This window comes from Acinetobacter sp. Tr-809, assembly GCF_011753255.1.
Taxonomy (GTDB): Bacteria; Pseudomonadota; Gammaproteobacteria; order Pseudomonadales; family Moraxellaceae; genus Acinetobacter.
The window spans coordinates 36627-58025 of the sequence record NZ_VWVZ01000009.1 but is presented as its reverse complement, the minus strand read 5'-3'; the positions used below and the strand labels follow the sequence as shown (position 1 = coordinate 58025).

General features: G+C 41.8%; 18 protein-coding genes. 14 read left to right on the top strand and 4 right to left on the bottom strand.

Going from position 1 to position 21399, the window contains the following annotated elements:
- Positions 1-17: 17 nt before the first annotated feature.
- Complete coding sequence (locus F3J02_RS17110) at positions 18-2828, bottom strand: ATP-binding protein (protein ID WP_167251209.1); 2811 nt, start codon at positions 2826-2828, stop codon at positions 18-20.
- A 149-nt stretch (positions 2829-2977) separates the two neighbouring features.
- Between F3J02_RS17110 and cysM the strand changes: the two genes are divergently transcribed.
- The 4 genes from cysM to F3J02_RS17090 all read left to right on the top strand — a co-directional run bounded on the left by cysM (position 2978) and on the right by F3J02_RS17090 (position 8584).
- The gene (cysM, locus tag F3J02_RS17105; RefSeq protein WP_005184808.1) at positions 2978-3901 is read left to right on the top strand and encodes a cysteine synthase CysM; all 924 of its coding nucleotides are present in this window, start codon (positions 2978-2980) and stop codon (positions 3899-3901) included.
- 104 nt (positions 3902-4005) lie between these two features.
- Positions 4006-4827 carry a 3'-5' exonuclease gene (locus F3J02_RS17100; protein WP_167251207.1) on the top strand — a complete coding sequence of 274 codons (822 nt, stop codon included), beginning with the start codon at positions 4006-4008 and terminating at the stop codon, positions 4825-4827.
- 9 nt (positions 4828-4836) lie between these two features.
- Positions 4837-6246 (top strand): 23S rRNA (uracil(1939)-C(5))-methyltransferase RlmD, encoded by a 1410-nt coding sequence (gene rlmD, locus F3J02_RS17095; RefSeq protein ID WP_167251205.1) that lies wholly within the window; start codon positions 4837-4839, stop codon positions 6244-6246.
- A gap of 31 nt (positions 6247-6277) precedes the next feature.
- Positions 6278-8584, top strand: coding sequence for a RelA/SpoT family protein (locus F3J02_RS17090; RefSeq protein ID WP_167251203.1), 2307 nt, complete (start codon positions 6278-6280; stop codon positions 8582-8584).
- A gap of 46 nt (positions 8585-8630) precedes the next feature.
- Here the strand turns inward: F3J02_RS17090 and F3J02_RS17085 are convergent, their stop codons facing one another.
- Positions 8631-9404 carry an SDR family oxidoreductase gene (locus tag F3J02_RS17085; RefSeq protein ID WP_167251201.1) on the bottom strand — a complete coding sequence of 258 codons (774 nt, stop codon included), beginning with the start codon at positions 9402-9404 and terminating at the stop codon, positions 8631-8633.
- 102 nt (positions 9405-9506) lie between these two features.
- Here F3J02_RS17085 and mazG point away from each other — a divergent pair, with 102 nt between their 5' ends.
- From mazG to yjgA, 9 genes are all read left to right on the top strand, one after another.
- Entirely contained in the window at positions 9507-10313 is an 807-nt protein-coding gene (gene mazG, locus F3J02_RS17080; protein WP_167251199.1) for a nucleoside triphosphate pyrophosphohydrolase, read from the top strand.
- Entirely contained in the window at positions 10282-10710 is a 429-nt protein-coding gene (locus F3J02_RS17075; protein ID WP_167251197.1) for a ComEA family DNA-binding protein, read from the top strand. Before mazG ends, F3J02_RS17075 begins: the two co-directional genes overlap by 32 nt.
- A gap of 140 nt (positions 10711-10850) precedes the next feature.
- Complete coding sequence (pcnB, locus tag F3J02_RS17070; RefSeq protein WP_167251195.1) at positions 10851-12308, top strand: polynucleotide adenylyltransferase PcnB; 1458 nt, start codon at positions 10851-10853, stop codon at positions 12306-12308.
- Entirely contained in the window at positions 12305-12793 is a 489-nt protein-coding gene (gene folK, locus F3J02_RS17065) for a 2-amino-4-hydroxy-6-hydroxymethyldihydropteridine diphosphokinase (protein WP_167251193.1), read from the top strand. Before pcnB ends, folK begins: the two co-directional genes overlap by 4 nt.
- A 39-nt stretch (positions 12794-12832) precedes the next feature.
- Positions 12833-13642 (top strand): 3-methyl-2-oxobutanoate hydroxymethyltransferase, encoded by an 810-nt coding sequence (panB, locus tag F3J02_RS17060; protein ID WP_005184787.1) that lies wholly within the window; start codon positions 12833-12835, stop codon positions 13640-13642.
- A 3-nt stretch (positions 13643-13645) separates the two neighbouring features.
- Entirely contained in the window at positions 13646-14491 is an 846-nt protein-coding gene (gene panC, locus F3J02_RS17055) for a pantoate--beta-alanine ligase (protein WP_167251191.1), read from the top strand.
- 20 nt (positions 14492-14511) lie between these two features.
- The gene (gene rapZ / locus F3J02_RS17050; RefSeq protein ID WP_167251189.1) at positions 14512-15363 is read left to right on the top strand and encodes an RNase adapter RapZ; all 852 of its coding nucleotides are present in this window, start codon (positions 14512-14514) and stop codon (positions 15361-15363) included.
- Positions 15360-15629: an HPr family phosphocarrier protein gene (locus F3J02_RS17045; protein ID WP_004637957.1), complete on the top strand. Its 270-nt coding sequence runs from the start codon at positions 15360-15362 to the stop codon at positions 15627-15629. Before rapZ ends, F3J02_RS17045 begins: the two co-directional genes overlap by 4 nt.
- 2 nt (positions 15630-15631) lie before the next feature.
- Positions 15632-16165 carry a ribosome biogenesis factor YjgA gene (gene yjgA / locus F3J02_RS17040; RefSeq protein ID WP_167251187.1) on the top strand — a complete coding sequence of 178 codons (534 nt, stop codon included), beginning with the start codon at positions 15632-15634 and terminating at the stop codon, positions 16163-16165.
- Positions 16166-16229: 64 nt separating this feature from the next.
- On the opposite strand, the gene F3J02_RS17035 is transcribed toward yjgA, so the two are convergent.
- Both F3J02_RS17035 and F3J02_RS17030 read right to left on the bottom strand, forming a co-directional pair.
- Positions 16230-17300, bottom strand: coding sequence for a hypothetical protein (locus F3J02_RS17035; protein ID WP_167251185.1), 1071 nt, complete (start codon positions 17298-17300; stop codon positions 16230-16232).
- A gap of 267 nt (positions 17301-17567) precedes the next feature.
- Entirely contained in the window at positions 17568-19211 is a 1644-nt protein-coding gene (locus F3J02_RS17030; RefSeq protein ID WP_167251183.1) for an acyl-CoA synthetase, read from the bottom strand.
- Between the two features lie 264 nt (positions 19212-19475).
- Between F3J02_RS17030 and thrS the strand changes: the two genes are divergently transcribed.
- The gene (thrS, locus tag F3J02_RS17025) at positions 19476-21398 is read left to right on the top strand and encodes a threonine--tRNA ligase (RefSeq protein ID WP_167251181.1); all 1923 of its coding nucleotides are present in this window, start codon (positions 19476-19478) and stop codon (positions 21396-21398) included.
- Position 21399 lies beyond the last annotated feature (1 nt).

Below are 21399 nucleotides of genomic sequence, written 5' to 3'. Positions count from 1 at the left end.
TATCCCAACTTGCTGCGTTAGGAGTCGTGGGCATGTAGGATTAAGTTAGCAGCTTGTCTCACTTGTTCAATCGCTGTGCTAAGTTCATTGAAACGATGGGTGGTTTCACGAATAAACACATCATCTGCTTTACGGCGTTCTTTGCGTAAGGTCGAGACAAATTGTTCAAACTCACCTGAGACTTGCTGTAAATTTGGGGTTCCAACATAACGGGTTGCGCCATAAAGACGATGTAGGACATGCTCCAATTGTGGAAAGTCTTCCATCTCAATCAGTTGCTGCATTTCCGCCAATTCCGTATCAAAACTATCCACCAGCATATTTAATAAATCTTGCGCCAGATCTTCTTTGTTGGCTGCAAGTTGCACGCTTTGTTGCCAATTCAGGATTTGAGGGTCAATTGATTCAATTGGTCGCTTAGGTTCAATGCTCGCAGGTTGGGCACTGAAATTATTTTTGGTCCAATGCGTCAGAATTTGAATGATTTGCTCCATCTGAATTGGCTTGGTTACATAATCATTCATACCAACTTTGAGCAGTTTCTGCTTTTCATCCGCCAAAGCATGTGCTGTGAGGGCAATAATTGGCAGTTGCATCCCGTTATCAAGTGTTGATTCCAATGAGCGAATGGCGCGAGTGGTATCAATCCCTGACATCACTGGCATTTGAATGTCCATAAATACCAAATCAAACGGTGGCGATTTTTGTTCTATTCGCTCTTGAATAATGTCGATGGCCTTTTGTCCACTTAAGGCTTTGGTGGTGGTGACATTGAGCTCACCGAGTAAGGCCTCAAGTACAATCAAGTTAGGTAGGTGATCATCTACAGCCAAGATGTGTAAACCTTGACCATTAAAGTCTTCTGGTTCTTGCTCAAAAACAGGCTCATTGCCGAGTAGCTGTACCAACTCACGACGACTTAACGGTTGATAGAGTGGGCGAGCACGATACTCATTGAGCATGTTTGGCTCAAGACTCATCTGATAACCATAAACAGCCAAGTTACCATGATAACGCTGACGAATCTCTTTGAGTAAGGCTTCGGTATCACCGCTATGATCGACAATCAGCCACGTATTTTCTTGTTGATTCAGATGATTCAAACGGCTGAATAAATCCAGAATCGATTGGGTCTCAATATGTGAGACATGGTAATTTTCGAGGTATGAACGCAATACGCTGGCCGTTGCTGGGTGGGCAAGATAAGAAACCACTTGCAAATGCTCGAAACGTGGATGCTCCACAAACTCATCTTGCTCCTCAACTTTAAATGAAGCCGTGAACCAGAAGGTTGAGCCTTTTTCGGTTGGAGCACGCTCTTGGTTATCTTCAAAGCCAATCTGACCATGCATCAAATGCACCAACTGTTTGGAAATGGCCAGACCAAGCCCTGTGCCACCGAATTGACGTGTCACCGATGCATCGCCCTGAGAGAACGATTCAAATAACTTTTTACGATCTGTACCACTTAGGCCAATACCGCTGTCTTGTACACTAAAGTGCAGTAGGCATTGTCCGATCTCATCATCTTCCATGCGCACGCGAACAATGATTTCCCCATCAGGGGTGAACTTGATCGCATTGGAAATCAGATTGGTCAGAATCTGTTTAAAGCGTAGTGCATCACCGACCACATGTTTTGGAATATTCTCTGCATAGTAGAAGGCCATATTGATATGCTTTTGTGCCGCCAAAGGCGAGAGCATATCCATTACATCAAAAATGGCTTCTTCAAGGTCAAAGGGTGCCGTTTCAAGCTCGAGTTTACCTGCATCAATTTTAGAGAAATCCAACACGTCATTGATCAGTGCCAACAGATGTGCCGATGATTTTCGGATGGTTTGCAGGTAGAGGTTTTGCTCATTGCTTAGGTTTTGCTGACGTAATAATAAGTGAATAAAGCCATCAATACTGTTCAGCGGTGTTCTGAGTTCATGGCTGATGTTGGCCAAAAAAACCGACTTCGATTGATTGGATGAAATCGCTTGGTCACGTGCTTGGCGGTAGGTAATGTTCTGGACTTCTAATGTATCGAGTGTTCGACGTAAATCTTCTTCGGTTTGCTCGGTATGTTCTTTTAATTCTAGGAAACTAAAGTGCAGACGCTTCACCACATTGGCGATATCACGCTGTAGTAAACGCAGTTCACCGGTACTATTCACCACAATATGCTGATCGAGGGTATCGGCATTAAGGCGTTGCATTTGCATGCGGATTTCATACAATGGCGCGAGCCAGCGACGAGAGAATACATTTAAACAGAACAGTAGAATCAGTATGGTGATCAGTCCAGTCACGACCAAGGACAGCAGAATTTTATAACGGGCCAATTCTAGCGGTTGATTATCTAATTCAATCATCAACCAAACAGAATTTGGGTCGCCACTGTCGAGTTTCGAACCATAAATGCTGTTGTGATTATGCGAAATTGGGCCAAAGAAATTACTGTTTTCTGGAAAATTCGGCCAAAAGCGATTGTTTTGATAGCCAACGCTTAAATAAGTCTGACCACGGTTATCAATCAGAACGGCACGCTGTAAATTTTTTTCATCAAACATTTTCTGCATGATGTTTTGGGCGCGATCATATTGATCAGGCTGTTCTTGTACCAAGCGTAATAAATCATTTGCGGTTTGGTGGTAGCGCGCCAAAATAGCAGAAGCATCCGAACGTTGTTGTGATTTTGCGGAGCTGGTGGTTTCGGATAAAACCCAAAGAATTCCAACGCCTGTCAAAATGGCAATCGGCACCAAAATCAGTGCAATCAATTGCCCATAAGCATGATTGAGGCGTAAGCGTTTCGATATGGTCTTATTGAAATTTGACATAGTACGGTCAGATTTATCATTCTGCGCAACATCTTAGCACGCTTTGTGAAAATCAAGGACATCTGCTTGCCAATAAAAAGCATAGTGAAAAGGTGCAGTATCTCTATTTTTTTCATACAATAGGCGCCACCTTGATATCGGTGTCGATCATGACGAATACGCAAACTGATTTTTTAGCAGATGATTTTTTACTGGATTACTATGTCGGTAAAACCCCTTTGGTGCGTTTGCAGCGTTTAGCGTGTCATACCCAAGCCACGGTATTAGCAAAATTAGAAGGCAATAACCCTGCAGGTTCGGTAAAAGACCGTCCAGCTTATAACATGATTGTGCAAGCGGAAAAGCGTGGACAAATTCAACCGGGTGATACCTTGATCGAAGCGACCAGTGGTAACACAGGTATTGCTTTGGCGATGGTTGCAGCAATGCGCGGCTATAAAATGAAACTGATCATGCCAAACAACATGAGTCAGGAACGTAAAGATGCAATGTTAGCCTATGGTGCCGAGTTGATTGAAGTTACTCAGCAGCAAGGTATGGAAGGCGCCCGTGACCTTGCTTTACAAATGCAGGCGGAAGGCAAAGGCTTTGTACTGAATCAGTTTGGTAATCCTGATAATGTCGAGGCACATTACCTGACCACAGGTCCAGAAATCTGGAAGCAAACAGGTGGCAAGATTACCCATTTTGTCAGCTCAATGGGTACCACCGGGACGATTATGGGCGTCTCTAAATATTTGAAAGAACAAAATCCTGATATTCAGATTGTCGGCTTACAACCTTCTGATGGTTCAAGCATTGCTGGGATTCGCCGTTGGCCTGAAGAATATTTGCCGACGATTTTTGATCGCAGTCGTGTAGACCGTATTATCGATATTCCACAGATTGAAGCAGAAAAAACCATGCGTAAACTGGCACGTACGGAAGGTATTAGTGCGGGGACATCTTCAGGTGGTGCGGTTTGGGCATCGATTAAAATTGCTGAAGAAAATCCTGATGCGGTGATTGTCTGCATTATCTGTGATCGCGGTGATCGCTACTTATCCACAGGATTGTTCTCAGTACAAGATTAGAATCTCCTTTACGGAGCTATAGCCGCTCCTCACCTCTTTTTAAAAGAAGGGGGATTCCTCCCTTTATAAAAGGGAGGTTGGGAGGGATTTGAAGAGATGTTAAGATGAATTTACGGTTCCCAATTTTAGTTTTTGATATTGAGACCCTGACCGATTTAAAGTCTGGTGCACATCTTTATCACCTTGATTTACCTGAAGCAGATGTAGAGCAGGCGCTCACCAAAATTCGTCGCCAAGAGTCGGGGATGGATTTTCAACGTCTGCCTTTGCATGAAATTGTCTGTATTTCTGGCTTATGGATTGATGAAAAAGGCTATCGCCTGTTTTCATTTAGTCAGGAACAGCATAGCGAAGCTGAAATGTTGTCAAAATTCTTATCGATCTTTGATAAGAAACAACCAACACTCGTTAGTTGGAATGGTTCGCAATTTGATTTGCCTGTCATTTTATTTCGTGCCATGTATCATGGTTTGTCTGCACCGAGCTTGTTTGATCAAGGTGAAATCGATCAGCAAAAGCGCTTTAACAACTATCAAAACCGTTACCACCATCGTCATGTTGACCTGATGGATGTGATGGCAATGTTTAATGGTCGTAATTTCCAGAAATTGGATGATATGGCTTGTTTACTCGGTTTTCCTGGCAAGCGCGGAGAAGCAGGGTATCATGTGCCTGAATATGTCCGTAACAAACAATGGTTACAATTGACAAGCTATTGTGAAGGTGATGTGTTGAATACATGGTTGGTCTATCTTCGCTGGTTATTATTAAAAGGCCAGTTGAATCAACAGGATCACCAATATTTACTGCAATCCACCATTGATTATTTACAAACGCAAACGCAACAAACAGATTTTTTACAGGTATGGCAGCAAACATCGCAATATACTGTATTCACCGCAGATACTTTTGCGCCAAAAAATTAGGTTCATCTTTTGAAACACAAAGCGAAACAACGTCCAACGCAATATCCAAGCTATACCTTTCAAATCGAGGCATTTTCTCATGAGGGGCGAGGCATTGCGCACTATGGAACGCATCCAGATCATCCTAAAGAAAAACACGGCAAGAAAGTTTTTATCCGTTATGCCCTTGTTGGTGAAACGGTGCAGGCCAAGATTACCAATCAAACTTCACGCTTAGAAGAAGCGGACATGGTCAAGCTAGAAAGTGAGGCCGCTGAGGGGCGAGTTGATCCTATTTGTCCACATTTTGGGGTGTGTGGTGGTTGTAGTCTGCAACATATTCATCCTGATGAACAGATTCTATTAAAACAGAATGTTTTAAAATCTCATTTACAACATTTTGCAGGGTTACAGCCTGAACAATGGCTCGATCCGATTCGTTCGGTTAAGCCAGATTATCGTCGTCGTGCCCGAATTGGGGTACGTTATATTGCCAAGCAAAACCGATTGGTAATGGGTTTCCGTGAGCATCATAGTAATCATTTAACTGCAGTACAGCAGTGTAAAGTGCTTGATCAAACCTTATCCGAAAGTTTACCAGAACTTAAAAAACTACTCGAAAGTCTTACAGGCAAAGCCCACATTGGTCATATAGAATTGGCCATGGGAGACAGCGAGGTTGCATTGTTAATTCGTCACTTAGATGAATTAAATGTGTCGGATGTCAACCAATTACGTCAATTTACGTTACTCAAAGGATGGCAATTGTATTTGCAACCAAAAGGGGCGGATAGTTTACATCGCGTAGATGATTCACAAGCCGAAATGCGTTTGCATTACAGTTTGGATGATTTTGCAGTCAAATTTGCCTTTTCGCCCTTAGACTTTACCCAAGTCAACAGTGGTGTAAATGCGCAGATGATTCACTTGGCATGTGAATTGCTTCAATTACAGAAAGGGGAAAGAGTACTTGACCTATTCTGTGGGCTAGGTAATTTTTCACTCCCGATTGCACGTTGTGTGGGTGAGGCAGGTCAAGTGGTCGGTGTTGAAGCGAGTGATGAGATGGTTCGTAGGGCAACTGAGAATGCGCAAGCAAATCATTTGTCTCAGACGGTGTTCTTTTCACAAGATTTAACAAAAGACTTTTCGCATCATTCTTGGGCGAAACAAGGATTTGATGCATTATTAATTGATCCTCCAAGATCGGGTGCGTTTGAAGTCATGCAATATGTACCAAATTTTGGAGCGAAAAGAATCGTTTATGTTTCATGTAACCCATCAACACTGGCAAGGGATGCAGGTGTACTGGCACAATATGGCTATCAACTGAAGAAAGCTGCGGTCATGGACATGTTTACGCATACTGAACATGTTGAATCGATTGCCCTGTTTGAAAAAGTTGAGCGGCTTGAAAAAATCGAAGAGATAAACGATTAAAAAATGAGTTACATATCCAGAGGAGAAAGGTATGGTCACAGTACGTGAGCAGTTACCTGGACGGCTTCAAGAGCTGTCTGAGGAAGCGACTGTAGAACATGCCGCTGAAGCGCAAAGTAGTCTAGTCTCTTGGCTAGATCGAGTGCGTGGTATTTTGGATGGGGCAGAGCTGAAGCAACTTCAACAGGTTGCGGAGCTGACCTTAGCAAAAGAGTTACAAGCGACGGGAAATCATCGTATCAATACCTTTAGTACAGGGATTGGTATGGCGGATATTTTGGCCCATTTACATGTCGATGAAGACACGCTTTCAGCGGCAGTGTTATATCGTAGTGTACGTGAAGGTTTGATTACCTTAGAGGATATTCAACAACAGTTTGGCGAGCAGGTTTTGGGTCTGGTGAAAGGCACACTTGCGATGGGTAAACTGTCTGAGTTGATTGAAAAGAACAAACGTTTAGAAGATCACTTTAATAATAACCAGCGTGAACACTTAAACGGCATTTACAAAATGTTGATTTCTGTGACGGAAGACGTGCGGGTTGTATTGATCAAACTGGCAGAGCGAACCTATGCACTGCGTGAATTGGCAACCGCAAGTAAAGAGCGTCAGGAACGTGTAGCACGTGAAATTCTTACCATTTATTCACCATTGGCGCATCGTTTAGGGATTGCCCAGCTCAAGTGGGAATTGGAAGATCTCGCCTTTCGTTATTTAGCCCCAGAACGCTATAAAGAGATTGCTTCTTTACTCAATGAGAAGCGTTTGGAGCGTGAGCAGTATATTCAGTTTGTCATCGATAAATTGAAAACTGAACTGGCGGCCTATGATATTCAGGCTGAAATCACAGGGCGTGTGAAGCACATTTATTCGATTTATCGAAAAATGAAAAGCAAAAATCTAAGCTTCGATCAGCTTTACGATATTCGCGCAGTGCGTGTATTGGTGAAAAGTGTCCCAGATTGTTATCACGCTTTGGGCATCGTACATCAGATATGGCGGCATATTCCGAACCAGTTTGATGACTATGTTACCAATCCGAAAGCCAATGGTTATCGTTCATTGCATACCGCTGTGATTGCTGAGAATAAGTCTCTGGAAGTACAAATTCGTACCTTTGAGATGCATAACGAAGCGGAATTGGGTGTGTGCTCGCACTTTAACTATAAAGAAGGTGCCAAGAATACCGATCATTCCTTTAATGATCGGTTACATTCATTACGTGCTGTGCTTGAGCATTATCAAGAGCGTACTGAAACCACACCGCATGGTGAAGATGAAGAATCGAATGGTATTGATCAAATTCAAGATTTTGAGAATTTTGAAAAGATCTATGTGTTTAGCCGTGACGGGGATATCAAAGAATTACCACGTGGTTCAACTGTTTTAGACTTTGCGTACCATGTACATACCGAAGTAGGGAACAAGTGCTATGCGGCACGTGTCAACCAACGTTATGTGCCTTTAACCTATACTTTAAAGACAGGTGAGCAGGTTGAGATTTTAACCAAGAAAGATCGTGAACCGAACCGTGACTGGTTGGTGAACTCCTTGGGTTATATCAAGACCGCACGTGCGCGTGACAAGCTACGTCATTGGTTTAGACAGCAAGATCGCAGTAAGAATGTTGAAGTTGGGCGTGAGTTACTCAATAAAGAGTTAGCCCGTTTAGCAATTCACCCAAAAAGTATTGATCTGAAAGATTATTCATCACATTTTAACCTGAAATCTGGTGATGATATTTTGGTTGCCTTGGTCAGCGGTGATATCAGTCTGCATGCCTTGATGAATCAAGTGAATCGTCAGATGCACTTGGATCAGGACGAACCAGAGCTGGTATTAAAACCTGCCTTAAACCCGCGTGCTAGTCATACTTTATCGGCACATGGGATTCTGATTGATGGGTTGGATAATGTTGAACTGCATATTGCGCAATGTTGTCAGCCTGTGCATGGTGAGTCGATTGGCGGTTATATTACTTTGAATCGTGGTGTCAGCATTCACAAAATTGCTTGCCCAGATTACTTACGGATGACCACCCAAGAGCCTGAACGTGCTGTTGAAGCCGATTGGGAAATGCAACCAACACGCGGACAGAGTGTGCAGATCGTGGTGGAAGCTTATGATCGTCGTGGTTTACTCAAAGATCTGACGCAGGTGATTTTCTCAGACCAAATCAATATTCGTCAGGTCAATACCATTTCTGAGGCAGATGGTATTGCCAATATGAAGTTGTTGATTGAAGTCAAAGGTTTGGCACAACTGTCTCGTTTATTAGCTCGTCTAGAGCAGCAACCAGGGATTATCAGTGCTAGACGTTTGGTTCAAGGAAGCTAGACAATAAAATAAAAAAAGCTGCATTTCGATGCAGCTTTTTTTATATCTAACGTTTAGCTAAAAAGATATTTGTGAGTCGGTTTAAGAATTGCGGACTAATGCTCGATAACTGATACATCAGTTTGGTTTTTATCCCCACAGGTGTATGAGTTGGGATTAAGGCGTGATCTTTTTGTTGTGCCAAATGCAGCACTTGTTTTGCGACATCGGCAGGGGTTAAATCCACACCAATATTTTGAATGCTGCCTGCATCCATGTCTTTCACCATATTGGTTTGTACAAATAGCGGCATGACGTCTAAGACACGAATATTATATTTTTGCCATTCCACATCCAAGGCTTCTGTTAAACCACGAACAGCAAACTTACTGGCTGAATACGAGGCAAGATCGGCTTGACCATAAATGGCTGAGGCTGAGGACAGGTTAATCACTCGCGCAAAGCTGGCTTGTTGTAGATATGCTAAGGCTGTGTGACAGCCATTGAGAACACCCTTAACGTTAATATCAATGGTGCGATGATGTGATTGAATCGAGGTGTTCTCAAATGCTCCAGAATAGAGAATCCCTGCATTATTGATCAAGATATTCAGTTCACCTGCCCAATTCTTAAACTCCTGTAGTGCGATCTGCCATTGACGGTGATTGCTGACATCGAGGTAGCCTGCTTTGGCATTATCTCCCAGTTGTTCTGCTAAGATCTGAGCTTGTTCTTCGTTGATATCATAGATGCCGACTTTAAAGCCTTTTTGGTGAAATAAACGTGCGATTTCAGCACCAATTCCTTGTGCAGCCCCACTTATAAAAACACTATATTGCATTGCGTTCCCTTGCTTTATATTGATAATTTTTGCGTGCGTGTATATTACGCATAAGCTTGTTCAAGCTGCAACAATTTGGCTAACCTAGTTTTGGAGATCACCATGGAAAAGTTATTGGCAATCATGCAAGAATTAAGACAAAAATGTCCATGGGATCAACAGCAAACACCTGAAAGTTTAACCCGTTATGCCATTGAGGAGGCGTATGAGGTTGAGGCTGCAATTCGCTCAGGGGAGATCGATGACATCCGCAATGAACTCGGCGATTTATTGTTACAAGTGGTTTTTCAATCTCAAATGTTTGATGAAAAAGGATTATTTAACTTTCAGGATGTGGTAGAAGCCATTTGTGAAAAATTAATTCGTCGTCATCCGCATGTATTTCAGGCTGAAAAATATCAAAATTTGGATTTTGAGCAGGTCGGTGAGTTATGGAAACAAATCAAACAGCAAGAAAAACAAGGTAAGATACAGTCAAGGCTAGATGAGATTAAACATGCACCAGCTTTGGTTCAGTCACATGAAATTCAGAACAAAGCAGCTCAGTTAGGCTTTGATTTTGAAAGTGTGGATGATGCTTATGCCAAATTAGATGAAGAGTTAGAAGAATTACAACAGGCGATAACAAGCCAAGATGTTGATCATATTCAAGAAGAGTTTGGTGATTGTTTATTTTCTTTAATCAATGTTGGGCGAAAGTTGGGGCTGTCGAGTGAGACTGCACTACTGGCAACAATTCATAAATTTAGAAGCCGTTTTGCTTTTATTGAACAACAAGCTCAACATCAACAGAAAGACTTGCAAAATATGAGTTTGGCAGAAATGGACGAACTCTGGGAGCAAGCCAAACAACAATTAAAATCTCAGGAGAAAGACAATGAAGTTGCCGCATCTGCGCAGCAAACTTAAATTTTTTATAGGCTTTATTCTCTGCTTGGGAGGTGTTACACACCTCCACGCACAGCAATTTGATCAATCTTATCAGCAGTGGAAGGCACAGCAACAGGCACGTGATCAGCAATTGGCTAAACAGTCTGACAATAATTATTATTTAGCTCGTCCCACACAACAGCAAAATTCTAATCAAGTTTCATCATCTGTAAATATTCAAGGCGGTAAAATTAGCTTAAATCAAGCGAGCTTACAGCAGTTACAGACGCTCAGTGGTGTTGGTGAAAAAAAGGCACAGGCGATTATGGAATATCGGCAAAAAAATGGTGGTTTTAAAAGCATCGATGAATTAATGAATATCAAAGGGATTGGGCCAAAACTACTTGAAAAAAATAAGAGCAAGCTCATGTTGTAAACTTGAGAATGTAAAAATCGGATTGATTAGATAGACTGAACTGTTGAAACTTCCAACAGAATAAATTGCCCTTTGTGTGTGTTAGAGCTATGATTAGCGACAAATTGTTATTTACGTCCTGACGTAGGAGACAGTGTCTTTTGCAAACTTTGCGTGCGTCAAAATGTGGTTTGTCCACAACTCAACTTCCTTCCTCAATTTTAGATGTGATTGATAGTCTGACGAAAGCAGGCTACGAGGCATATATTGTGGGTGGCGGTGTTCGAGATATGATGTTAGGTCTTAATCCAAAGGATTTTGACGCGGTTACTAATGCTACACCAGCTCAAGTGAAAGAGGTTTTTGGTCGACGTTGCCGAATTATCGGACGACGTTTTGAGTTAGCACATGTATATTCTGGTCGCGAACTGATTGAAGTTGCGACATTTCGCGCCCCACCGAAAAAAGCAGTCACCAGTGCATCTGGTATGATTCTTCGTGATAATAACTGGGGAACGATTGAGCAAGACTTTGCTCGTCGAGATTTTTCGATCAACACATTATATTACCAACCGCGTAAAGGCATCGTTCTTGATTTCTGCCATGCGGTAGATGATATCAATACGCGAACTTTACGTTTCCTCGGCGAACCTGCACAGCGTTTTGAAGAAGATCCTGTGCGGATGTTGCGCGCTTTGCGCTTTGCTGCAAAATTAAACTTCCAGATTGATCAATCCATTCTTGATGTTTTTGATGTTGAGATGACGCAATTATTGCGTGATGTCTCGCCACATCGTTTATATGACGAATCGCAAAAACTATTTACTATGGGACATCTGACGCGTGTTCTGCCGATGTTGATTGAGTTTGGTGTTTGGAAACAACTCTTTGCTGAAATTCCACCAAATCTTACTGCATTTATTGAGCGCGCAGCACGAAATACGGATCAACGAATTCAAATTGGTAAAACCATTAATCCTGCATTTTTCTATGCGGTGTTGTTATGGAAACCTTTCTTGGAACGCTGTGAGTTCTATCTGAACAAAGGCGTTGTGCCAGCGGAAGCACGTGCACAAGCAGGTTTGGATGTGCTTAAGCGTCAAGCAACACGAACCATCATCCCTCGTTTTGCTGAAACTTTTATTCGTGAAGTTTGGGAAATGCAAACGCGTTTGTTGAATCCTAAACCACAGCAGATTGAAGCCTTGGCAGGACATGCACGTTTCCGTGCAGGATTCGACTTTTTGTTATTGCGTGAAAAAGCGGGTGATAGCAGTACTGAGGGGATGGGTATTTGGTGGGAAGCTTACCAAGAAATGACCACAGACCAGAAAGAAGCTGCAATTCGTCAATACAACCGTCAACGTAGTAAGACACGCCGTAAGGTGGCAGTTGAGGTGGATGAACCGAAGACAACTGAAATCGAGCCTTTGGTCAATGTACCTGAGCCGAGAAGTCGTCGAGGTAAAAAAGAGCGTGTTAGAGTCGATGAATCAGCGACTCGTTTTATTGAAAAAGCATCTTCGACTTCAGGTCAAATCAATGCTGATCATCCGATTCTCAAGCGTAAACGTGTACAACGCGATTTAAGCCATGTTGTTTTCGGACCGACACAATGACCATTCGTACCTATATTGGTCTTGGTAGTAACTTAGGTGATTCGCAACAGATTCTGAGTGAAGCTGTTGCGAAGTTAGCGGGTTTAGGTCCTGTCACAGTATCTCGACTCTATCAAAGTCCACCGATGGGCCCACAAGATCAACCCAACTATTTAAATGCTGTCGTTCAACTAGATACCACACTTGCACCGCTTGCTTTACTTGATCAATTACAACAATTTGAGCAAGAGTCTGGACGTGTCCGGTTACGACGTTGGGGAGAGCGTACGCTTGATCTGGATTTACTGATCTATGGTCAAGAGCAGATTCAAAATGAACGTTTGACCGTGCCACACATTGGTCTTTTACAACGTGATTTTGTGATCATTCCCTTATTAGATTTAGATGCTCATTTACAATTGAATGGTCATTTTTTAAAAGATTTAGAACTGGTACAGCAAGCAAACTTGACTGTAATAGCAGACCAGTCTTGGGCAACCGCTTAAGACTGTTTCGTTCTGGAAACGCCTGTAGAGGACATCATCATGATTAGTCTAAGTGACTTAAGAAAGTTTAAAGCCGAAGGACGCAAGTTCTCATGTCTTACTTGCTACGATGCAAGTATGGCTAAAGCTATGGAATTGGCTGAAATTGATACGATTTTAATCGGTGACTCTCTAGGTATGGCGATTCAAGGCAGAGACTCTACACTTCCTGTCACTGTCGAAGATATGGCTTACCATACCGCAGCTGTACGTCGTGGTAACTCACATGCCTTAATCATGACTGATCTACCATTTATGAGTTATGCAACACTTGAAGATGGTTTGAAGAATGCCAAGACTGTGATGCAAGTCGGTGCGCAAATGGTCAAGATCGAAGGTGGTGCATGGTTAAGTGAGTTGGTTACGGTGTTGACTCGCAATGGTATCCCTGTGTGTGTACATTTAGGTTTGACACCACAGTCGGTACATGTGTTTGGTGGTTATAAACTTCAGGCTAGAACACGTGAAGCGGCAGATCAACTGATTGCAGATTGCCAAGCTGTGGTTGACGCAGGTGCAGCGGTTTTATTACTTGAATGTGTCCCTGCTCAGCTCGGTAAAGAAATTGCTGAATTATTCCCAAATACACCTGTGATTGGAATTGGTGCAGGGAATGAAACTGATGGTCAGGTCCTTGTTGTACAAGACATGCTTGGCTTAACCTTTGGCCGTGTAGCACGTTTTGTTCGTAACTTTATGAAAGAGCAAGCGGGTGAAACTGCAATTGTGGATGCATTTAAATCGTACCATGCCGCAGTTCAAGATCAGTCTTTTCCTGCCAAGGAACATACTTTCCAAGTTGAGCTTTAATTCATGAAAACTGAAACAACTATACAAGGCTTAACTGCGTCACTTGCACCTACGCGTAGTTCAAAGAAATTAATTGGTTTTGTACCAACCATGGGGAATTTGCATGAAGGTCATTTGACCTTGGTGCGCGAAGCAAAAAAACTTTGTGATGTGGTCGTGGTGAGTATTTTCGTCAACCCAATTCAATTTGGTGCGGGTGAAGATTTTGACAGTTATCCACGTACTTTAGAACAAGACAGTCGCTTATTGGCAGATGTTGGTTGCGATATCATTTTTGCACCTTCGGTTGAGCAAATGTATGGTACCCATCCGCGTTTGACTAATATTAGTGTGGGTCAAATTACCGATGATCTCTGTGGTAAATCTCGCCCTGGTCACTTTGATGGTGTTGCGGTTGTTGTAACCAAGTTATTCAATATTGTACAACCAGACTATGCCTTCTTTGGTCAGAAGGACTATCAGCAACTGGCTGTGATTCGTCAGTTGGTACAAGACTTGAATATGCCACTAGAAGTGATTGGTGTGCCAATTGTCCGTGCTGAAGATGGTTTGGCTTTAAGTTCACGGAATGGGTATTTGACGGAGCAGCAACGCGCAGTTGCACCAACAATTTACCAATTGCTCAAACAGGCTGAACAGCAGTTGCATGAAGGACAGGCACTTACACAAGTGTTAGAAAATATCTCTACTCAATTGACACAGGCAGGTTTTGTTGTGGATTATGTGGAGGCTCGTCAAACCAACTTGCAACCGATTCAGCAATTTGACCAAAACTTGGTGTTATTTATTGCAGCGAAGCTGGGTTCAACACGTTTGATTGATAATTTGCAAATCGATTTTAAAACATAAAAAATGAAGGTAAAAACGCCATGAAGCGTATTCTTATCGTTACAGGTCAATCCGGTTCAGGAAAATCCTCGGCATTACAAGTACTTGAAGACTTGGGCTATTATTGTATAGATAACTTACCTTTGGCGTTATTGCCTGAAATTGTGGCGAAGTTAGATCATGAGAATAATCTGGAGCAACTCGCACTTGGGGTGGATATTCGAAGCACCCGTGCGGATATGCAAGAGTTTGATCATGTTTTTGAGCAATTAAAAAGACATGGTTCGGTCGATGTGATCTACCTGACCACTCAGGATCAGGACTTAATTGCACGTTTTAGCGCATCACGTCGACCGCATCCTTTGGCCAGTCGTTTCAATAGTTTGCTGCAATGTATCCAAGAGGAGAAGCAATTACTCATTCCGATACAATTCCGTTCAACAGTACATATTGATACGACCGATAAAAGTGTTCATGATTTAAAACATATTTTATTGTCTAAGCTTGGACAGTCAGATAATTTAATCGTCATTTTACAGTCCTTTGGTTATAAGCATGGTATTCCGTTGGACGCAGATTATGTTTTTGACGTACGACATTTACCAAATCCACATTGGGATTTAGAATTACGCCGTTTTTCAGGTTTAGATGAACCTGTACGCCGCTTTTTAGAAGGTAGTCAACAAACTAGTGATATGTTTGAAGATATTTATACTTTTCTAGACAAGTGGTTGCCTGCTTTTGCAGAAGGGCACCGCCATTACATGACTATTTCTGTTGGGTGTACAGGCGGGCAACATCGTTCGGTTTATATCGTAGATAGACTCAAACAAGCCCTTGAGGCAAAATGGGCTGTCCAAATCTTACATAGAGAAATGAAGCACTGGTCATGATAGACACAACAATTGATGTAATTAATAAACTCGGCTTACATGCACGCGCATCTGGTAAACTCATTGAGGTGACGACCAAGTTTCGTTCTTCTATCCAAATTGGTAAGGGCGATAAATTAGTTGATGCAAAAAATATTATGTCATTGTTGATGTTGGGTGCTGGTAAAGGCACTACATTGAGATTGGTAATTGATGGTGCTGATGAAGACAAAGCACTAGAAGAAATTCAAACGCTGTTCGCAGCAAAATTTTACGAGGCAGAGTAATAGTGGCACGTGGTACCCAACGTTATACCGATGAAGATTTTGAGTCATTAGAAGGACGTGCGAGTAGGACTGAGCAAAAAAAAGCTGTGCAACGAATGGCAGCTTTAGGTGAGCAATTGGCTCAACTAAATAAAAAACAGATTCAGAAACTTCCTGTTGATGAGCGTCTCATTGATGCTTTACTTGAGATACAAAATATTAGTGCGCATGAAGCACGCCGTCGTCAATTTTTACGTATCGGTAAACTATTGCGAAATGAAGATGAAACTATCATTTTATCTTATTTAACACCTCAACAAGGTGCTAAAAAGCAAATGCAATTAATGCGTTGGGTCGATCGTATGATTGACCAGGGTGATCCCGTTATCAATGAGTTTAGTAAGGTGTTTAATGCATCTGAACGTCACACCTTACGTCAGCATGTATTACGTATTCATCGAGATATGAAACAGCAGGTCAGTGAAGAAGATCTTGCTGCATCTAAGCTTAAATTTGTGAATTACGTACAACAAGTCGCTTTGTTATCTGAACAGTAATAATCAAAGTTTTACTCAATAAAAAAACCTCGCTAGCGAGGTTTTTTGTTTTAAATGCTAAAGCTTAAAGTACACGATTGAGTGCATCTGCCATAGTCTGTACCGCAGCCTTGTTGAAATAGGTTTCAGACATATCCATACTTTCATCTGGTAGACGCTTTGGATCTTGAGCTAGATCACCTTCTGCAATGAGATAAGCTGCATAGATTTTCCCATCAAGTTGTACACCAGTGTAGGCATCTGTAAATGTAATACGTTTTCCTGTTGATGAGTCGACAGGATAGGTTACGTTGTAATTAGCAAATTTATCATCTTTCCAACGATAGCCTTTAGGGATGTCAGTCCCTTTTTTGAATTGTTCTAAGTCTCGAAAATCAGTTTGGTCAGATTTTGAAAAGAAAATTTCTGGAACTGTAGAAATTTGTTGATCTACATAACTTAGTATTGAACCTTGTGGAAATTTGGTCTGATCATTGAGTAATTTCTTTAACGCATCTTTATTTGTACTTTCTAGGTTATAAACAACTCCTGAACTGATATAACGCTCAGTTTTAGTTGTTTGAGGGAATTCATAATATTTGAATAAGTCACTGATGGTTTTATTTGAAATATCAATTTTCTTAAGACGCTGATTAATTTGTTGTTCGGAGTGAATACTACATGTGTCATTAAAGCGATTCAGTTGTAATGTATTTTCGCTTTGTGAAATAGCATAGCCAATGGGTAAGCCAGAGCTTGTTTTTTTGTATTGGAAAGCAGTCGTAAATGTATTTGGTGTTAAAACATAATCATCTAAATAGGCTGTGTCATTGTTAACAGCAGATCCTTTAATTAAATTAGTTGTATTTTGATACAAGATACCATCGATGATTTTATTCGAATAAAAAACGGCAGCAGCTTCTTCACGATCATCACCTTCTTCTAAAGAAAACCACTCGTCATCAAAAATACCTGTTCCTTGTGTTTTTAAGTTCTTGGGAATGCCATTGACACAGGTGATTGCTGATGCTGTGTTGGAAGTGAATGAAGCTGGGCTGGAACTAGAATCAGATGAGCCACCTCCACATGCTGTAAGAGATGCAGCTAATAACAAATAGACTGATAGAGTAATAGGATTAAATTTGAATACTTTCATTTTATAAATTTCTAAAGTAAAAAAAAGAAATAAATTTACCATAAAATAATTGGCTGTTTTTGAATCGCCTAGTTCGAATTGTTATTGAATTGTTTAAATTAATATTGAAATTTCAGGAAGTAATGTTGATTAATATACTTGGTTAAATTGAATATTGATTATTTATAATTTATATTCAAGTTTAATTTTATATGGATAAAAATGTAAAATGAAAAGCTTAAAGTTAAAAAGAAGTTTCTAAGGAAACTTCTTTTTTTATAGCAGGTCTTAATTTCCGAGCTCACTTGTTGCTCGTTCCTTTGCCCATTCTCTTAAAATAAACTTCTGTAATTTTCCTGTCGATGTTTTCGGGATCTCAGTAATCACCACATCTTTGGGTACTTTGAAACGTGCTAGCTCTTGTTGACAATGGGCTATGATTTCTTCAGCGGATGCCATTGCTCCTTGTTTAAGTTCAATAAAAGCACACGGCACTTCTTGCCAACGTTCATCAGGTTTTGCCACAACCGCAGCTGTGAGTACCGCAGGATGGCGGTAAAGCACGTCTTCAACTTCGAGCGAGGAAATATTTTCTCCACCTGAAATAATAATATCTTTGGAACGATCTGTAATCTTGGCATAGCCATCAGGATGACTCACTGCTAAATCACCTGTGTGAAACCAGCCACCTTTAAATGCTTCTTCTGTGGCTTGGGCGTTTTTCAAATAACCTTTCATCACGATATTGCCACGGAACATGATTTCGCCCATGGTTTTTCCATCATTGGGAACAGATTGCATGGTTTCTGGGTCAAGCACACGCATGCTGTCTTGCAAAGGATAAGGTACACCTTGGCGAGAGTGTAATTGCGCTTGCTCCTGAATGGATAAATCACTCCAGCCAGCCTGTGAAGCGCATAAGGCAGAAGGACCATAGGTTTCAGTCAAACCATAGACATGATTGACGTTAATGCCAATATTGCGCATCCCCTCGATGATCGCCACAGGTGGTGCAGCACCCGCTACCATGACTTCGACGTGATGATCAAAAGCGATCTTTTGTTCAGTTGGGGTGTTGATCAGCATGGAGAGTACAATTGGTGCACCGCAGAAATAATCCACTTTATATGCTGCGATGTATTGGAAAATTAATGCGGGGTCGACACGACGCAGGCAAATATTAGTACCGCCACTAGCAGCAATGGACCAAGCAAAGCACCAACCATTACAGTGGAATAGCGGCAGTGTCCAAAGGTATACCGCACGCGGTTTCATACCGCAGGCCAAAATATTGCTGGCTGCATTCAGGTAAGCACCACGATGATGATAGACCACACCCTTAGGGTTGCCTGTGGTGCCTGAGGTATAACTCAGGCTAATGGCATCCCATTCATCTTGAGGAAGTAACCATTCAAAGGTAGGGTCACCTTGTGCTATCCATGCTTCATATTCAAATTGACCAATTGCAATTTGTTCACCATCAAACTCAGTATCAAAGACGTCAATGACAATAATCTCTTGTGGAGCAAGCTTGAGTGCTTCTTCTGCAACCTGACGAAATTCAGGATCGACCAATAGCACTTTAGCTTCCGCGTGTTCCAGCATAAAGGCAATGGTCTTGGCGTCGAGACGGGTATTCAAGGTGTTGAGTACCGCACCTGCCATTGGCACGGCAAAATGTGCTTCAATCATGGCAGGGGTATTGGGCAATAGCACGGAAACAGTATCGTTCTTTTGGATACCTAAACGGCTTAACTGGTGCGCAAACTGGCGGCAGCGTTGATAAGTCTGCTGCCATGTGATTTGGCGTTCGCCATGAATAATTGCAGCCTGATTGGGATAAATATAAGCAGCCCGTTCTAAGTAGCGTAAAGGTGATAAGGCAACAAAATTTGCTGGGGTTCTCGGTAATTCATCATATGCACTCACCATGTGTCTTGCTCCATTTCTGTTCTTTTGATTTATTGCTATTAAGCTAGTCTGTCATTGAGTCTAAATCATTTAGGCTTTAGTCGGAGATGAATCTGAACTGATCTCGGGTTTTTCTGGTTCAGAGGTTTCATCCATAGCTAAACCCGTGTAAAATCTTGGGTACTTTTTTATCCGCCGTTTTTTATTTTTTGAGGCTTGCCTCAATACATAATCTCGCGGTGATATGCTCCTTCGTATAGGGCATCACTCCTTAAGGATTTTATTATGCCAATCATTACTTTACCAAATGGTGATCAGAAACAGTTTGATCAACCGATTTCCGTAATGGAACTTGCTCAAAGTATTGGTCCGGGTCTTGCAAAGAATACAGTTGCTGGCCGTATCAATGATCGCTTGGTGGATGCTTGTGATTTAATCACAGAAGATGCGACAGTTCAGATTATTACTCCTAAAGATGAAGAAGGTTTAGAAATCATTCGTCACTCATGTGCGCACTTGGTAGGACATGCTGTTAAGCAATTGTTCCCAGAAGCGAAAATGGTGATCGGTCCCGTGATCGAAGAGGGTTTCTACTACGACATCTGGATGCCACGTCCATTTACTTTGGACGATATGGCTGCGGTTGAAGAGCGCATGAAAAAGCTCATCGATCAAGATTATGACGTCATCAAAAAGATGACTCCACGTGATGAAGTGATTGCAGAATTCACAGCACGTGGCGAAGAATATAAGTTGCGCTTGATCGCAGACATGCCGAATGAAACCCAAATGGGCTTGTACTACCATCAAGACTATTTGGATATGTGTCGTGGTCCGCACGTACCAAACACTAAATTCTTAAAATCATTCAAACTCACTAAAATCTCTGGTGCTTACTGGCGTGGTGATGCGAAGAATGAACAGCTACAACGTATTTATGGTACTGCTTGGGCTGATAAAAAGCAGTTAGCTGCTTATATCAAACGTATTGAAGAAGCTGAAAAGCGTGACCACCGTAAAATTGGTAAAGCTTTAGACCTGTTCCATATGCAAGAAGAAGCACCGGGTATGGTGTTCTGGCATCCGAACGGCTGGACCATTTATCAAGTGCTTGAACAATACATGCGTAAAGTTCAACAAGACAATGGCTACCAAGAAATTAAGACGCCACAAATCGTAGACTTTACGCTTTGGGAAAAGTCAGGGCATGCAGCGAACTATGCTGAGAATATGTTTACGACTCACTCTGAAAGTCGTAACTATGCAGTGAAGCCAATGAACTGCCCATGTCACGTACAGGTCTTTAATCAAGGCTTAAAGTCTTATCGTGACTTACCAATTCGCTTAGCTGAGTTTGGTTCTTGTCACCGTAATGAACCATCAGGTTCTTTACACGGTATTATGCGTGTTCGTGGTTTTACTCAAGACGATGCACATATTTTCTGTACCAAAGAACAGATTGGTAAAGAAGTTGCTGACTTTATTAAGCTGACTTTAGATGTGTATAAAGACTTCGGTTTTGAAGAAGTGCAAATGAAATTGTCGACACGTCCAGAAAAACGTGTGGGTGATGATGCGCTTTGGGACTTGGCTGAAAAATCTTTAGCGGATGCTTTAGATGATGCTGGCTTGGCTTGGGACTTACAACCAGGTGAAGGTGCATTCTATGGTCCGAAAATTGAATTCTCATTGAAAGACTGCTTAGGTCGTGTATGGCAGTGCGGTACAATCCAATGTGACTTCAACTTGCCAATTCGTTTAGATGCCTCTTATGTCACTGAAGACAATGATCGTGATCAACCAGTCATGCTTCATCGTGCAATTCTTGGCAGTTTCGAGCGTTTTATTGGTATACTAATTGAACACTATGCGGGCTTCATGCCACCATGGCTTGCACCAATCCAAGCTTGTGTCATGAATATTACTGATTCACAAGCTGAGGCAAGTGAGCAAGTGGTCGCAAAACTCAAAGAAAATGGTCTTCGTGCTATTTCTGACTTGAGAAATGAAAAGATCGGATTTAAGATTCGTGAGCGTACCCTAGAGCGTATTCCTTACCTTCTTGTTCTCGGTGATCGAGAAGTTGAAGAGGGTACAGTTAATGTGCGTACTCGCTCAGGAAAAAATTTAGGTACTATGTCAGTAGATGCATTTATTGACTTAGTGAAATCTGCCGTTGCCGAACGTGGCCGGTATATCGTGGAGTAAT

Excerpts from the sequence above, each read along its gene's own strand:
- thrS (WP_167251181.1), top strand. The coding sequence starts at position 19,476 with ATGCCAATCATTACTTTACCAAATGGTGATCAGAAACAGTTTGATCAA.
- panC (WP_167251191.1), top strand. The coding sequence starts at position 13,646 with ATGAAAACTGAAACAACTATACAAGGCTTAACTGCGTCACTTGCACCT.
- folK (WP_167251193.1), top strand. The coding sequence starts at position 12,305 with ATGACCATTCGTACCTATATTGGTCTTGGTAGTAACTTAGGTGATTCG.
- F3J02_RS17030 (WP_167251183.1), bottom strand. The coding sequence starts at position 19,211 with ATGGTGAGTGCATATGATGAATTACCGAGAACCCCAGCAAATTTTGTT.
- mazG (WP_167251199.1), top strand. The coding sequence starts at position 9,507 with ATGGAAAAGTTATTGGCAATCATGCAAGAATTAAGACAAAAATGTCCA.
- F3J02_RS17110 (WP_167251209.1), bottom strand. The coding sequence starts at position 2,828 with ATGTCAAATTTCAATAAGACCATATCGAAACGCTTACGCCTCAATCAT.
- rapZ (WP_167251189.1), top strand. The coding sequence starts at position 14,512 with ATGAAGCGTATTCTTATCGTTACAGGTCAATCCGGTTCAGGAAAATCC.
- F3J02_RS17085 (WP_167251201.1), bottom strand. The coding sequence starts at position 9,404 with ATGCAATATAGTGTTTTTATAAGTGGGGCTGCACAAGGAATTGGTGCT.
- F3J02_RS17045 (WP_004637957.1), top strand. The coding sequence starts at position 15,360 with ATGATAGACACAACAATTGATGTAATTAATAAACTCGGCTTACATGCA.
- F3J02_RS17100 (WP_167251207.1), top strand. The coding sequence starts at position 4,006 with ATGAATTTACGGTTCCCAATTTTAGTTTTTGATATTGAGACCCTGACC.
- F3J02_RS17090 (WP_167251203.1), top strand. The coding sequence starts at position 6,278 with ATGGTCACAGTACGTGAGCAGTTACCTGGACGGCTTCAAGAGCTGTCT.
- cysM (WP_005184808.1), top strand. The coding sequence starts at position 2,978 with ATGACGAATACGCAAACTGATTTTTTAGCAGATGATTTTTTACTGGAT.
- F3J02_RS17035 (WP_167251185.1), bottom strand. The coding sequence starts at position 17,300 with ATGAAAGTATTCAAATTTAATCCTATTACTCTATCAGTCTATTTGTTA.
- panB (WP_005184787.1), top strand. The coding sequence starts at position 12,833 with ATGATTAGTCTAAGTGACTTAAGAAAGTTTAAAGCCGAAGGACGCAAG.
- F3J02_RS17075 (WP_167251197.1), top strand. The coding sequence starts at position 10,282 with ATGAAGTTGCCGCATCTGCGCAGCAAACTTAAATTTTTTATAGGCTTT.